Origin of the sequence: Actinomycetospora sp. NBRC 106378 (assembly GCF_030269685.1) — a bacterium.
GTDB lineage: Bacteria > Actinomycetota > Actinomycetes > Mycobacteriales > Pseudonocardiaceae > Actinomycetospora.
The window spans coordinates 782,970-797,211 of record NZ_BSTT01000002.1 but is presented as its reverse complement, the minus strand read 5'-3'; the positions used below and the strand labels follow the sequence as shown (position 1 = coordinate 797,211).

Here is a 14,242-nt window from a genome sequence, read left to right as displayed (position 1 = left end):
CGTGTGTCATCGGCCGTACTGTGTGGCGGATGCCCCGCACCCGATCCCGGCCCGACGCCTGCCCCGGCGCCTGGCGCCGGCACGACGCCGCCGACGGCGCACTGGCCCGGTTCCGCCCGGTCGGCGGGGCCACCACCGCCACCGAGCTCCGCCTGCTGGCGGGCGCGGCCGCGGCCGGCGGGTCGCCGATCGAACTGACCTCCCGGGGATCGTGGCAGGTGCGCGGGCTCGCCGGTACCACCGCCGACGACCTCGCCGATGCGCTCCGTGACGACCGCCCCGACGCCCTCGTCGACGCCCGCGGCCGCGACGTGCCCTGCAGCATCATCGCCTCCCCCCGGTCGACGGCCGTCGACCCGGTGGCCGGGGCGGTGGCGACGGGGCTGCGGGGCCGGGTGGACGTGCCCGGGCGGCTGCTGGTGGCCATCGAGGACCGACGGAGTGGCTCTCCTGCCACTGGACGCCGGCAACGACGCTTTCCTGCCACCGAGGGGGACGTCAGCGGGCAGGGCGGCGACATCACGGTCGTCCTTCCCGACGACGACGGGGCTGCCCTGCTGCTCGACGGCGTCGACACCGGACTGCGGCACGACGACCCGGCCGTCCTCGCCCTCGCCGCCGTCGACGCGTTCACGACGCACCGCGGGTCCGCCTGGCGGGTGCGCGAGCTCGACGACGCGGCCCGGGCCGCGGTCGGGGCCGAGCTCGCCGAGGTGACCACACCCGGCGTCGGGACCCTGGAGCCCGGACCGGCGGACCCCACGAGCCTGGGCACGGACGGCACCGCGCTGGAGGTGCTCCCCCGGCTCGGGGAGGTCGACCTGCCGACGGTCATGGCACTGCTGGAGCTGCTGGACCGGGGCGCGACGCTGCGCGCGACACCCTGGCGCACGCTCGTGCTGCGCGACGCACCGGCGGACGCCGCGCAGCGGCTCCGTGGGCTGGTGGAGACCGATCCGTCGTCGCGCTGGCGTGGGATCTCGGCGTGCGTGGGGGCGCCGCGGTGCCGGAAGTCGCTGACCGACGTACGGGGTGACCTGGCGGCCGCCGTGGCGTCCGGGCACGTCGGCGGGCAGGTGCGGCAGCACTGGGTGGGCTGCTCGCGGGCGTGCGGGACCCCGGGTGGCAGGGTCGCCGTGGTGGAAGCGGAGACGAGCGGCACGTACCGGACGATCGTGCGCTCGGGGAAGGTGAACGGATGATCTCGGGCGACGTGGCTCCGACGGCGGGCGTCATTCATGAGCCGGACTCGCGGGCGATCCCTGCCCACGTGGTCGACGGCGACGAGATCTACCGGCGCTCCTTCGCGATCATCCGGTCCGAGGCGTCGCTGGAGCACCTGCCGGCGGACGCCCACGATCTGGTCGTACGGATGATCCACTCCTGCGGGATGACCGACCTCGGGGCCGACACCGCGATCACGCCCGGTGCCGTCGCCGCCGCCCACGAGGCGCTGCGGGCGGGGGCGCCGGTGCTGTGCGACGCGATGATGGTCGCCTCCGGGATCACGCGGCGGTTCCTGCCGGCGGGCAACGACGTGGTGTGCACCCTGAACGACCCGGACGTCCCGGCGAAGGCCGCGGCGCTCGGGACGACCCGGTCCGCCGCCGCGCTGGACCTGTGGATGCCGCTGCTGGAGGGCGCCGTCGTCGCCATCGGCAACGCCCCGACGGCACTGTTCCGCCTGCTGGAGCTGATCGAGGCCGGCGCACCGAGACCCGCCGTCGTCCTGGGCCTGCCCGTCGGCTTCGTGGGCGCGATGGAGTCGAAGGCGGCGCTGGCCGGACATCCCTCGGAGCTCGAGCACGTCGTGGTGCACGGCCGCCGGGGTGGATCGGCGATGACGGTCGGGGCCGTGAACGCACTGGCTCTCGGGGCGAAGGCATGACGACGGGCCGGCTCTACGGCGTGGGCGTCGGTCCGGGCGACCCCGGGCTGATGACGGTGAAGGCCGTCGACCTGATCCGCGCCGCCGACGTCGTCGCCTACCACTGCGCACGGCACGGGCGCTCCAACGCCCGGCGGATCGCGGCGGGATACCTCGGCACGCAGATCGAGGAGGCGCTGACCTACCCGGTCACGACCGAGGACACCGACGACTACCAGGGCCGCATCGACGCCTTCTACACCGAGGCGGCCGCCCGGCTGGCCGCCCACCTCGACGCCGGCCGCGACGTGGTGGTGCTCTCCGAGGGCGACCCGTTCTTCTACGGCTCCTACATGCACCTGCACAAGCGGCTGGCGCACCGGTACGCCGCGGAGGTGGTGCCCGGGGTGACCAGCGTGTCCGCCGCGGCCGCGACGCTCGGGACGCCGCTGGTGGAGCGCGACGAGGTCCTCACCGTGCTGCCCGGCACGCTCCCGCCCGACGAGCTCGCCCGGCGCCTGGCCGACACCGATGCCGCCGCCGTGATGAAGCTGGGCCGCACCTTCACGGGGGTCCGGACGGCGCTGCGCGTCGCGGGCCGTGCCGACGAGGCCCGGTACGTCGAGCGCGCCAGCCAGCCCGAGGAGCGCCAGGGCCGGCTCGAGGACGTCGACCCGGCGTCGGTGCCGTACTTCAGCGTCGGGATCGTGCCCTCGCGGGTGCACGTGGCGACGACGGAGCAGGCGCGGGCGGACGGCGCCCCGCGTGACAGAAAAGCGTCGTTGCTGGCATCCAGTGACAGTGACGCCACATCGTCGACCGGCCTCGTCACCGTCGTCGGACTCGGCCCGGGCAGCCGCGACCGGCTCACCCCGGAGGCGTTCAGCGCGCTCACGGCCGCGGACGACGTCGTCGGCTACACCACCTACGTGGCCCGGGTGCCGGTGAACCCGCGTCAGCGCGTCCACGGGTCGGACAACAAGGTCGAGTCCGAGCGCGCCGCCTTCGCCCTGGATCTGGCCCGTTCCGGACGACGGGTCGCGGTGGTCTCCTCGGGCGACCCCGGGGTCTTCGCGATGGCCTCGGCGGTCGTCGAGGTCGCGGCGGAGGACTACCCCGACGTCGAGGTGCGGGTGCTCCCCGGCGTGACCGCCGCCCATGCCGTGGCCGCCCGCATCGGGGCGCCGTTGGGCCACGACTACGCGACGATCTCGCTGTCGGACCGCCTGAAGTCGTGGGAGGTCGTCGAGCGCCGGCTCGCCGCGGTGGCCGACGCCGACATGGTGATCGCCCTCTACAACCCGGCGTCCCGCTCCCGGACGTGGCAGGTCGAGGCGGCCAAGGAGCTGCTGCTCAAGTACCGCGACGACGCGACCCCGGTGATCGTCGGGCGCGACGTCGACGGGCCCGAGGAGTCGGTGCGCGTCGTCGAGCTCGGTGCGCTGGAGCCGTCCGAGATCGACATGCGGACCCTGCTGATCATCGGGTCGTCGCAGACGCGCTGGGTGGCCGACCGCGTCTTCAGTCCCCGGCGGTGGACCTCCGGCCCGGCATGACCTCCGACGGGCGCGGCTCCCCGGGCAGGGCGCGTCGTCGTGCCTCTCGAGGCTTGGCAGCTCTGTAAAGTCCTCGGAGCGACGCTGCGAGAGGGGACGAACCGTGGGCCTGCCCGCACTCGAGGACCGGACCCTGCTGGCCGCGGTGGAACGCGCCCTCGCCGTCGGGGACGCCGTCACGCAGACCGACCGGACCGGGACGTGGACGCTGGAGCAGGCGTTCGAGCGGTCCCTGCGCGTCGGCGGCGGCCTCGGGGCAGGAGTCGACCGGCCCGTCGCGCTGCTGCTGGACAACTCCCTCGACGCGGTGCACGTCTGGCTCGGCGTGGTGCTGACCGGCGGGGTCGAGGTACCGGTCAACACCGCCTACAAGGGCGCCTTCCTCGCCCACGTGCTCCGCGACTGCGGCGCCGTGACCCTCGTCGTCGAGGCCCACTACCTCGACCGGCTCGCGCGGATCGCGGACGAGGTCCCGGCGCTGCGGACGGTCGTGGTCCGCGGCCCGGTCGACGGGCACGTCCTGCCGCCGGGGCGGTTCCGCGTGATCGGGCTGGACGAGGTGGACGCCCCGGCGAACCCGGTCCGTCGCCGCCCCGAGGACCTGCACGCCATCATGTACACGTCGGGGACGACCGGACTCTCCAAGGGCGTCCTGGTCCCCCACGCGCACGCCTACACCTACGCCAGCCGCGAGCACCAGGAACGACCGCGCGCGGGCGACCGGGCGCTGGTCACGTTGCCGGTGTTTCACCTCGCGGGCCAGTGGTACGGCGTCTACCAGGCCCTGATCCACGCCATCCCGTGCGTGCTCGAGCCGGGGTTCTCGGTCGGCGGGTTCTGGCCGACGGTGCGCGAGCACGGCATCACCATCACGGTGCTGCTGGGTGCGATGGCCGAGCTGCTCGCCCAGCGCGCGCCCGCTCCCGACGACGCCGACAACCCGCTCGAGCTCGCGATCATGGCTCCCCTCGCGAGCGACGTCGCGTCCTTCCGGCGGCGCTTCGGCGTCGACCTCGCCGCCGTCTATGGGATGAGCGAGATCGGCGCGGTGCTCGACGGGCCACCGGAGACGGTGGTCGGCGGCGAGGCCGGCTTCCCGCGCGAGGGCTACGACCTGCGGCTGGTCGACGTCGACGGCCGCGACGTCGGGCCCGGCGAGATCGGCGAGCTGCTCGTGCGTCCGCAGGTGCCGCACACCGTGATGGCCGGCTACCACGGCCGGCCCGAGGAGACCGCCCGCGTCGTGCGCGACGGCTGGCTGCACACCGGCGACGCCTTCCGCACCGACGACGCCGGCCGCTTCTTCTTCTGCGACCGCATGAAGGACGCGCTGCGCCGCCGCGGGGAGAACATCTCCAGCTTCGAGGTCGAGCGCACGGTCAACGAGCACCCGGCGGTGTACGAGAGCGCGGTGGTCGCCGTCCCGTCGGCGCTCACCGAGGACGAGATCAAGGTCGTCGTCGTGCTCCAGCCCGACGCCGAGCTCGACCCGGCCGAGCTGACGACCTTCCTGGTCGACCGGCTGCCCTACTTCATGGTGCCGCGCTACGTGGAGACGGCGGACGCGCTGCCGAAGACCCCGACCCACAAGGTCCAGAAGAACCTCCTGCGCGACGCCGGGGTCGGCCCGGCCACCTGGGACCGCGAGGCCGCCGGCATCCGCGTGACGAGGAACAGCTGACGTGCACCGTGTCCTGATCGCCAACCGCGGCGAGATCGCCGTCCGGATCGCCGATGCGGTCGCGGCCCTCGGGCTGGAGGCGGTGCTCGTGCGGGCCGCCGACGACGCGGATTCCCTGGCGTCCGGTGACAGCAACGACGCTTTCCTGCCACGGGAGGTGGCGCTCCCCGGCACCGGACCCGGCGCCTACCTCGACGTCGACGCCGTCGTCGCCGCGGCGAAGGAGTCCGGGGCCGACGCCGTGCACCCCGGGTACGGGTTCCTGTCCGAGAACCCGGCGCTGGCGCGGGCGTGCGAGGACGCCGGCATCACGACCGTCGGCCCCTCCCCCGCCACGCTGGAGCTGTTCGGCGACAAGGTCCGGGCCCGGGACCGTGCCGTCGAGCTCGGGGTGCCGGTGCTCGACGACGACGGCACCATTACGCCGGTCGTCGTGAAGGCCGTCGCGGGCGGCGGGGGTCGCGGGATGCGGGTGGTCCGGGACCGGACGGAACTCGACGAGGCGCGCCGGGCCGCCGCGGCCGAGGCGCGGGCCGCGTTCGGCGACGACCGCGTGTTCGTCGAGCGCTACCTCGAGGGCGCGCGCCACGTCGAGGTGCAGCTGCTCGGCGACGGGCACGACGTGGCCGTGCTCGCCGACCGCGACTGCAGCCTGCAGCGACGGCACCAGAAGATGGTCGAGATCGCCCCGGCCCCGGACCTCCCCGACGACGTCCGGGCCCGGCTCCACGAGCACGCGCACGCCCTCGGCGCCTCCACCGCGCTCCGGGGACTCGCGACCGTGGAGTTCCTCGTCGCCGGCGCCGAGATCGCGTTCCTCGAGGTCAACCCGCGCCTGCAGGTCGAGCACACGGTCACCGAGGAGGTCCTCGGGATCGACCTGGTCGGCGCCGGGCTCCGGATCGCCGCCGGGGCCGGCCTCGCCGACCTCACCCTGCCGACGGTTCCGCGCGGCGTGGCCGTGCAGGCCCGGGTGTGCGCGGAGACGATCGACGCGGACGGGTCGGTCCGGGCCGCCGCGGGCACGCTCACCCGCTTCACCCCGCCGTCGGGCCGGGGGGTTCGGGTCGACACGCACGGACGGGTCGGCCTGACCGTCGACCCGCGGTACGACTCGCTGCTCGCGAAGGTCGTCGTGCACGACACCGACCTCGGCCGCGCCCTCGGCCACCTCGACCGCGCCCTCGCCGCGTTCGACGTCGACGGGGTCCCGACGACGGTCCCGGTGCTGCGGGCGCTGCTGGCCCGCCCGGAGGTGCCCACCCCCGACACCGGCCTCGTCGAGCGGCTGCTCCCCGAGATCGTGAGGGGAGGATCCGAGCGCTCTGATGGCACGAGGGTTCCCCTCACACAGGAAGGAGAGGAGGACGGGACGGAGCTCCGGGCGACGACCGCCGGCACGGTCGTCGCCGTCGAGGCGGGTCCCGGGGACACCGTCGCCGCGGGTGCCGCCGTCGTCGTGCTCGAGGCGATGAAGATGGAGCACGTCGTCGGGGTCCCGGGCGCCGGGACGGTCGTCGAGGTCGTCGTCGCCGTCGGGGAGGTCGTCTCCGAGGGCGACGTGCTGGCGGTCCTCGCGCCCGGCGCCCACGACACGGCCGAGCAGGCCGACCGCGAGATCGACCCCGACCACGTCCGTCCCGACCTCGCCGAGGTCCTCGACCGGCGACACCTCACCCGCGACGAGGCCCGCCCGGCCGCCGTGACCCGCCGTCGGGACGCGGGCCGGCGCACCGCGCGGGAGAACGTGGCCGACCTGTGCGACGAGGGCACGTTCGTCGAGTACGGCGCGTTCGCCGTCGCCGCGCAGCGGGCGCGGCGCACCCTGGCGGACCTGCGCGAACGCACCCCGGCCGACGGCATCGTCACCGGGATCGGCGCGGTCGACGGGCGCCGCGTCGTGGTGCTCGCCTACGACTACACGGTGCTCGCGGGCACCCAGGGCGTCCTCTCGCACGCGAAGACCGACCGCGCCCTGAACCTCGCGCTCGACCACGACCTGCCCGTCGTGCTCTTCGCCGAGGGCGGCGGCGGACGCCCCGGCGAGACCGACACGATCGCGGTCGCCCAGCTCGACGTGCCGACGTTCGCCCTGTTCGCGCGCCTCTCCGGGCGGGTCCCGACGGTGGCCGTGGTCGCCGGCTACTGCTTCGCCGGCAACGCCGCGCTCGCCGGGTGCGCCGACCTGCTCGTCGCCGTCGAGGGCGCGAACCTCGGGATGGGCGGCCCGGCGATGATCGCCGGCGGCGGGCTCGGCGAGGTCGACCCCCACGACGTCGGGCCGACCTCGGTCCAGGTGCCGAACGGGGTCGTGGACGTGCTGGTCCCGGACGAGGCGGCAGCGATCGCGGTGGCCCGGCGCTACCTCGCCCTCGACCGCGTCGTGCCCGGTGCGCGGCCCGACGCCCGGCTCCTGCGCCACGTCGTCCCCGAGAACCGGCTCCGGGTCTACGACGTCCGCGCGGCCGTGCAGGGGCTGGCCGACGAGGGGTCGGTCCTGGAGCTGCGGCCGGAGTACGGGGTCGGGATCGTGACCGCGTTCGCCCGGCTCGACGGCCGGCCCGTCGGGCTGATGGCCAACGACCCCCGGCGGCTCGGCGGCGCGATCGACGCCGAGGCCGCGGAGAAGGCGGCACGGTTCCTGCAGCTCTGCGACGCCCGTGGGCTGCCGGTGGTCTCGCTGTGCGACACCCCGGGCTTCATGGTCGGTCCCGACGCCGAGGCCACCGCGACGGTGCGCCGCTTCTCCCGGATGTTCGTGGCCGGGGCGAACCTGCGGGTGCCGGTGGTGTGCGTGGTGCTCCGCAAGGCCTACGGGCTGGGCGCGATGGCCATGGCGGGCGGATCGATGCGGGTGCCGGTCGCGACCGTCGCGTGGCCGAGCGGCGAGTTCGGCGGGATGGGCCTGGAGGGCGCGGTCCGGCTCGGCTACGCGAAGGAGCTGGCGGCGCTCGGGCCCGCCGAACGCCAGGCCCGCTACGACGAGCTGGTCGCCGCGCTCTACGAGCAGGGCAAGGCCCTCTCGGCGGCCGAGGTGGTCGAGATCGACGACGTGATCGACCCGGCCGACACGGCCGCGGTCGTCCTCGCCGCCCTGGCCGCGGCCGACGGGCCCCTGCCGCCCCGGCGGGCGATCGTGGACACCCGGTGAGCACCCGGGAGGCGATCCTCGCGGGCGCCGAGGGCGTGCTCGTGCGTCGGGGCGTGGACGCGGCGTCGGTCGGCGAGCTGGCCGAGGCCGCCGGGGTCACCCGCCCGACGGTCTACGCGCACTTCCCGGCCGGCAAGGCCGACGTGGTGGCCGCGCTGGTCGCCCGGGTCCGCGACGACGTGCTCGCCGCCCAGGAGGTCCGCGACACCTCCGACCCGACGACCATCGCCCGCCGCGCGATCACCGACTACCTCGACCTCACGGTGCGCCACCGCCGGGTCCTCGAGGTCCTCGCCCAGCTCGCCCGCACCGACCCGGCGTACTCCTCGGTGCAGACCGAGCTGCTCGACCGCGTGCACCGGCGCAACGCCCGGTTCCTGGCCCGCCTGGCGGACGAGGGCCGGGCGGCGCCGGTCATGGCACCGCTCCTCGTGTCCGAGGCGATCACCGGGATCGTCCGGCGCTTCGCCGAGCGGATCGACGAGGACCCGGACGTCCGCGGTGACCTGGTCGACGCGGCGGTGGCGGCGTACGTGGCGCTGGCCGGCCTCCGGGCCTGACGGCGCGCCGGTCGACCGCCCGAGCTTGAGTGTGCCGCGACGGCATGGCGTGTCCTGCCGGGCATGCTCACCGAGACCCCACACCTGACCCTCCTCGACCGCCTCGGCGGCTGGTGGGGCATCGTCGGCACCGGGCTCCCGCAGGTCATGTTCGTCGTGCTCACGAACCTGACCACGCTGCCGGTGACCGCGGGGGTCGCGTTCGCCGTCGCGGCCGCGTTCGGGGTCGTGCGCAGGCTCCGCGGCGAGGAGACCGCCGCCGCGCTCGGGGGCGTGCTGGGTGTCGCGGTGGCGGCCGGGATCGCGCTGTGGACCGGGTCGGCGAGCGACTTCTTCCTCGTCGGCATCGTGACGTCCGCCGCCCTCTTCGGACCCGTCGCGGCGTCGTTCGTCGTCGGTCGGCCCGTGACCGGGCTGCTCTGGAACGTGCTGCACGGCGGTGGCCACCCGTGGCGCTCCGACCGGCCCTCGCGTCAGGCGCACGATCTCGCCACACTCGCCGTCGCGGCCATGCTCGGGGCCCGGGCGCTGGTCAGCGGCATGCTCTGGTGGACCGGGTCGGTCGCGGGGCTCGCCACCGCCCGGATCGCCCTCGGTGTCCCCTTGACGGCACTGGTCACCCTCGTGGTCTTCTGGGCGTTCCGCCGGACGACCCACCGCCTCGTCACCCCGGTCCGGGTGGCCGCTCGGGGGACGAGGAGCAGCCGATGACCTGGAGCACCCGGGAGATCGCCGACCTCGCCGGGACGAGTCTGCGCAGCGTGCGGCACTACCACGACGTCGGGCTCCTCCCCGAGCCCGAACGGCGGTCGAACGGCTACAAGCAGTACGGCGTCACCCACCTGATCCGGCTGCTGCGCATCACGCGGCTCGTCGAACTCGGCTTCGGCCTGGCGCAGATCGCCGAGCTCGGCGACCGCGACGAGCACCCGGAGGAGGCCCTGCGGGCGCTCGACGCCGACCTCGTCGCGCAGATCGAGCGCCTGCAGCAGGTCCGGGAGGAGGTGGCGGCGATGCTCGAACAGCGGCTGCCGACCGACCTGCCGGCCGAGTTCGCCGTCGTCGGGAAGGCCGCCGCGCTCTCCGAGCCGGACCGGCGGTTCGCGGCCGTGATGGGGCGGCTGCTGCCTGCGGAGCAGCGCAGCCTCTACGCCGAGCTGCTGAGCGACGACGTCCGCTCGGCCAGTGACGACGACTTCGACGCCCTCCCACCCGACGCGGACGAGGCCGCGCGCGACGACCTCGCCCGGCGGATGCTGGCCGACCTCCAGCTGCTCCGGGCCCGGTTCCCCGGCCTCGACACGCTCGGGTCGCAGAACCCGCACCGGTACCGGAGGACGGTCGAGCAGGTGTCGGCGGAGGTGTTCCACCCCGCCCAGCTCGACGTCCTCCGGCGGCTCCGGACGCTCGGTCGGGCCGAGCGGGCTACGGCCGCCCGCCCAGATGCCGCGCCAGGAACTCCCCCGCCTCCCGGAACATCGTCATGAGGTTCTCCGGGTTGACGAAGGCGTGGCCCTCGTCGGCGAAGACGCGGTAGGCCACCTCGACGCCGCGGCCCCGGAGCCGCTCGACGACGTTGTCGGACTCCGACTGCCGGACCCGGACGTCGTTCGCCCCCTGGAAGATCATGAGGGGCGTCTCGACGCGGTCCAGGTGCCTGATCGGCGACCGGGCGAGCATGTCGGCCTCCTGCTCCGGAACGTCCGGGTCGCCGACGTAGCGGTGGAAGTTGTGCCGCAGGCCCGGCCGCACGGCCTCGGGGAAGCTGCGCAGGGTGGCCGCGAGGTCGGAGACCCCGACGTAGTCCACGGCGGCGGCGAAGAGGTGCGGCGTGGACGTCACCCCGACCAGCGCCGCGTAGCCGCCGTAGGACCCACCGAAGATCGCGACGCGGGCCGGGTCGGCGTACCCGTGGGTCACGGTCCACTCGACGGCGTCGACCAGGTCGTCGTGCATGGCGCCCCCGAACTCGCCGACGGCGGCCTGCAGATGGCGCCGGCCGAAGCCGGTGGACCCCCGGAACTGGGGTCGCAGCACGGCGTAGCCCCGGGTGGCGAAGTACTGGACCTGCAGGTCCAGGCTCCAGACGTCCCGGAACCACGGCCCGCCGTGCGGCATGAGCACCAGCGGCGGCGGCGTGTGCTCCTCGCGGTCCCACCCCACGGGGAGCGTCAGGTACGAGGGCAGCTCGAGGCCGTCCCGCGCCGTGACCGACACCGGACGGGTCGGGGCCAGCGCCTCGGGGTCGATCCGTCCCAGCGGACGGAACAGCGGTCGCGCCTCGCCGGTGGTGTGGTCGTAGAGCCACGACGACGGGTTCCGGTCGTGCAGGAACGACGCCACCCAGAACCGGCCGGACCGGTCCGAGGTCACCGGGCCGAGGTCGCCGTCGGACAGGGGTTCGAGCGCGGCCAGGACCTCCGCGAAACCCGGGGTCAGCGGGTGGATCACCTGGCGCTCCCGGGAGTAGCGCACCCCGACCAGCTCACCGCTCGCGCGGTCGGTGATCCAGGGCGACGGCAGCAGCGGGGCGACCACGGAGATCGTGTCGAGGTCGTGGGTCGGGTGCCGGTCGATCTCGGTGACCTCGCCGGTCGCGAGGTCGAGCCGGGCGGGCGCGAGCTGGTCGTGGTCGCCGTAGGCACCGAACCACAGGCCCGCGCCGTCGGGAGCGGGGTGGGTCATCGGGCCGTAGGGGAAGTCGTCCCCCGCGAACGTGGCGACCACGCGCCGCCCGCCGTCGTCGAGGCCCTGCCGCAGCTCCCATCCGTCCTCGGTGACGGCCACCTCGTAGAGCTCGCGACGGCTCGTCACGAACCAGGACGCCCCGTCGCCACCCTCGGCGAGGACGGTGAGCCCCCCGGTCGCGACGTCGAGCTCGCACAGGTCGATCCGGGCGGGGTCGACGTGGTTGAGGCTCACGACGACGGAGCCGGGCAGTCCGGGCACCTCGACCATCTCCCACACGCGGGCCCCCGGGTAGGGGGTGAGGTCCACGGCCACGGCCTCCGGGTCGTCGAGGTCCACCCGGAACACGTGGTGGTTCTCGTCGCCGTCGTCGTCCTGCAGGTAGAGCAGGAAGCGCGGGTCGTCGGTCCAGCGGTGGTCGATCACGGGGCGGTGGTCGTCGGCGGTGACGCGGCGGGCGCGGTCGAGATCGACCTGCCCCTGGGCGCCCAGGTCGACCACCCAGACGTTCAGGCGGGAGCGCCAGGGCGCGAGGAACGCGAGCCGGCGGCCGTCCGGCGAGATCGAGGGGCGGCCACGCTCGGGAGGGGCGAACAGGTCCTCCACGGACACCGGGCGGGTTCGGACGTCGGAACGGGTCATGCGCGCAGGAGAAACGATGCCGTCGCGGCATCCTCAAGTCGCGACGCGAGGGGCCTGTGGCGTGGACCACTCGCACTGGAGCGTGCCGCGACGGCACGGGTGAGCGTCGTCGGCATGCTCACGACCTACCGCCGACAGCGACAGCTCGCCCGTGTCCGACCCGGCGACGGGAGCGCCCTCCCCGAGCTCCGCGTCCGGCACCTGTTCACCCGGACCCGCTTCGGGCTCGACGTCGAGGTCCACCGCTTCGACGTCGACGTCCGCTACGGCGCCGACCCGAACAGCGGGCACAGCGTCGCCACGCTGTACCGCGACCGTGTCCAGGTCGCCCGGTCCCGCCTGCCCGCCACCTTCGTGGTGCCCGGGGTCATCGAGATCGCCGAGAACGAGCACGGCCTGAAACGGGTCGCGTACGTGGCGCACGACGGCACGGACCGGACCCTGGATCCGCACCCGCGCACGCTCGAGGGCCGGCGGACGAACCTCGGCCGACGCTTCCCGACCGCGAGCCGCGTGCTCGGCACGCTCGCGACCTTCCTCGTCCTCGTGGCCGGTGCGGTCGAGCTGGCCCACGCCGCACAGTCGGTGACCCGCCACCCCGAGGTCGCCGCGCGGATCGGCACGATCACGCTGCCCTGGACCCTGTCCGCGGGGTGGTTGACGGCCATCGGGATCGCGGGCGCGGTCGCCGCCACGGAACGCGCCCTCACCCTGCGGGGCCGGCTCGTCGACCGGAGACCGTGACGGTGCGGCCGGTCGCCCTCGCCTACCTCGGCGCCCACCTGTTCAGCCTGCTCGGCAACGGGCTCGCCGCCGTCGCGCTGCCCCTGATCGTCCTGCAGGCCACGGGCAGTCCCGCGAGCGTCGGGGCCGTCTCGGTGGCGACGGCCGGACCGGCCCTCGTCGTCGGCCTCGCGGCAGGGCTGGTCATCGACCGGGTCCACCGCCGGACGAGCTCGATCCTCGCCGACGTCGTCTCCGCGCTCGCCGTCGCCGCGATCCCGGTGGTCGACCTGGTCTCGGGCCTGACGCTGGGCTGGCTGATCGTGCTGGCGGTCGTCGGGTCGTTCGGCGACGTCCCCGGGCTCACCGCCCGTCAGGTGCTGGTCCCGGCGGTCGCCCGGCACACGGGGATGTCGGTGGAGCGGCTCGTCGGGCTGCGTCAGGCGACGACCTCGATCGCCCTCGTCGTCGGGCCGGCCGCCGCGGGCACGCTGCTCACGCTGTTCGACGGCAGCACCGTCCTGTTCGTCACCGCCGCCACCTCGGCCGCGGCCGCGCTGCTCACGCTCGCGCTCCCCCACCGGCTGGGACGGGTCGAGGCCGCCCCGGCCCGCACCTCGGTCCTCGCCGAACTCCTCGCGGGCGCGCGCGTCCTGCGGCGCAGCCGGTTCCTCGGCGGGACCGTCGCGCTCACGCTCGGGCTCGCCGTCGTCCTCGGCGGCCTGCAGGGGCTGGTGCTGCCGGTCTGGTTCAGTGCCCTCGGCCGCCCCGACCTGCTCGGGCTCGTCCTCACGGCGCTCGCCCTGGGCATGCTCGTCGGGACCACCGCCTTCGCGACGGCGGGGGTGCGCGGCTCCCGCGGCTGGTGGACCGTCGGGGCGCTCGTCGGGACCACGGGCGGGTTCGTCGCCATCGCGAGCCTCGCGTCGCCGGTCGTCGTGCTCGCCGGGGCCGTGGTGCTCGGGCTGTCGAACGCCACGCTCAGCGCGATCCTCGGGGTGCTGCAGGCGGAGCGGATCCCCGATGCCACCCACGGCCGGGTGCTCTCGCTGCAGAACGCGTCGCTGCAGGTCGCGGCACCGGCGGGCATCGGTCTGGCGGGTGTCGTGGCGGAGGTCGGGTCCCCCGTGGCGGCCGGGCTCTCGGTGGTGGCGGTGTGGGTGGTCGTCGTCCTCGTGGTCGGCCTGTCCGGTGCGCTGCGCGACCTGGAGCCGGCCACGGCCCCGTGAGGGTCCGGCGGACGTCAGTGGCACCACGGCGCGTCCGGTGCACCCGATGCCACTGAAATCGACCGACCCGTCGTCGGGCCATCCCGGAACGAGCGAGCGGCACGGTCGCAGCATCTGTATGCGCGAACGTGCCGCTCGTTCGGAA

11 protein-coding genes are annotated in these 14,242 nt (G+C 74.9%); 10 read left to right on the top strand and 1 reads right to left on the bottom strand.

Going from position 1 to position 14,242, the window contains the following annotated elements:
* Positions 1–29 precede the first annotated feature (29 nt).
* From QSK00_RS08140 to QSK00_RS08105, 8 genes are all read left to right on the top strand, one after another.
* Positions 30–1,202: a ferredoxin-like domain-containing protein gene (locus tag QSK00_RS08140; RefSeq protein ID WP_285589381.1), complete on the top strand. Its 1,173-nt coding sequence runs from the start codon at positions 30–32 to the stop codon at positions 1,200–1,202.
* Complete coding sequence (locus QSK00_RS08135) at positions 1,199–1,888, top strand: precorrin-8X methylmutase (protein ID WP_285589380.1); 690 nt, start codon at positions 1,199–1,201, stop codon at positions 1,886–1,888. The genes QSK00_RS08140 and QSK00_RS08135 overlap by 4 nt, the downstream gene beginning before the upstream one ends.
* On the top strand, positions 1,885–3,423 hold the full coding sequence (locus QSK00_RS08130) for a precorrin-2 C(20)-methyltransferase (RefSeq protein ID WP_285589378.1): 1,539 nt from the start codon (positions 1,885–1,887) through the stop codon (positions 3,421–3,423). Before QSK00_RS08135 ends, QSK00_RS08130 begins: the two co-directional genes overlap by 4 nt.
* Positions 3,424–3,526: 103 nt before the next feature.
* Positions 3,527–5,104, top strand: coding sequence for an AMP-binding protein (locus QSK00_RS08125; RefSeq protein ID WP_285589377.1), 1,578 nt, complete (start codon positions 3,527–3,529; stop codon positions 5,102–5,104).
* Position 5,105: 1 nt separating this feature from the next.
* A complete protein-coding gene (locus QSK00_RS08120) occupies positions 5,106–8,255 on the top strand; it encodes a carboxyl transferase domain-containing protein (RefSeq protein ID WP_285589376.1) in 3,150 nt (1,049 codons plus the stop codon).
* Complete coding sequence (locus QSK00_RS08115; protein WP_285589373.1) at positions 8,252–8,815, top strand: TetR/AcrR family transcriptional regulator; 564 nt, start codon at positions 8,252–8,254, stop codon at positions 8,813–8,815. The genes QSK00_RS08120 and QSK00_RS08115 overlap by 4 nt, the downstream gene beginning before the upstream one ends.
* A gap of 63 nt (positions 8,816–8,878) precedes the next feature.
* Positions 8,879–9,526, top strand: a complete 648-nt coding sequence (locus QSK00_RS08110; RefSeq protein WP_285589371.1) for a DUF3159 domain-containing protein — start codon at positions 8,879–8,881, stop codon at positions 9,524–9,526.
* Positions 9,523–10,302 carry a MerR family transcriptional regulator gene (locus QSK00_RS08105; RefSeq protein WP_285589368.1) on the top strand — a complete coding sequence of 260 codons (780 nt, stop codon included), beginning with the start codon at positions 9,523–9,525 and terminating at the stop codon, positions 10,300–10,302. Before QSK00_RS08110 ends, QSK00_RS08105 begins: the two co-directional genes overlap by 4 nt.
* Here QSK00_RS08105 and QSK00_RS08100 read toward each other — a convergent pair.
* Positions 10,241–12,145 (bottom strand): alpha/beta hydrolase family protein, encoded by a 1,905-nt coding sequence (locus QSK00_RS08100; RefSeq protein ID WP_285589366.1) that lies wholly within the window; start codon positions 12,143–12,145, stop codon positions 10,241–10,243. The two genes, QSK00_RS08105 and QSK00_RS08100, sit on opposite strands and share 62 nt — an antisense overlap.
* A gap of 114 nt (positions 12,146–12,259) precedes the next feature.
* Between QSK00_RS08100 and QSK00_RS08095 the strand changes: the two genes are divergently transcribed.
* Entirely contained in the window at positions 12,260–12,889 is a 630-nt protein-coding gene (locus QSK00_RS08095) for a hypothetical protein (RefSeq protein WP_285589365.1), read from the top strand.
* Positions 12,886–14,097, top strand: coding sequence for an MFS transporter (locus QSK00_RS08090; protein ID WP_285589363.1), 1,212 nt, complete (start codon positions 12,886–12,888; stop codon positions 14,095–14,097). The genes QSK00_RS08095 and QSK00_RS08090 overlap by 4 nt, the downstream gene beginning before the upstream one ends.
* Positions 14,098–14,242: the final 145 nt, after the last annotated feature.